Raw genomic sequence first — 548 nt, forward strand, 5'->3', positions numbered from 1 at the left:
GCGACCTGCTCCGCCTGTCCCATCCTGGCGGGGATGCGGCGCACACCGCCCTGTACGACTACATCTGCCGCGGTGAAACCAACCGTGACTTCCCTGATCTGGTGGATGCGTTTGAGGAAGTGCAGCGCGCTACCACAGTTCAGGGCTGGCTGGGAGCTCTGGCCAACCCGAACCTGTCGTGGGAGATGTTGCCCGACGCCGCTCTGAGTGAACCCGATGTGTGGCGGGCACTGTTGGACAACGGGATTCCGCAGACAGCGTTGATGCGCCAGCTTCCCCGCCTCACCCGCCTTGGTGTGTTGAGCGGCAACTATGCCACTCTCGTGGCCGAGCAGCTGGCTGACGGGGAGCGGTTGAAGAAGGCCCGCGTCCACCCAATCAACGTGCTGGTGGCGCAGCGCACCTACGCATCCGGTGCGTCCGCTCGAGGCGAGTCGACATGGACTCCGATACCTCGCATCAGCGATGCACTGGATGCGGCCTTCTACAACGCCTTCGCCGCTGTGGAACCCGCGAACAAGCGGACGCTGCTCGCGCTGGATGTGTCA

At 64.2% G+C, this 548-nt stretch carries 1 protein-coding gene; it reads left to right on the plus strand.

The annotated features are described in order from the left end of the window. Positions 1 to 548: TROVE domain-containing protein (locus A5695_RS20775; RefSeq protein WP_156749781.1), on the plus strand; the 548-nt coding region annotated here is incomplete at both ends.

It is taken from the genome of Mycobacterium sp. E1747 (assembly GCF_001667775.1).
In the GTDB taxonomy this organism is placed as follows: Bacteria; Actinomycetota; Actinomycetes; order Mycobacteriales; family Mycobacteriaceae; genus Mycobacterium.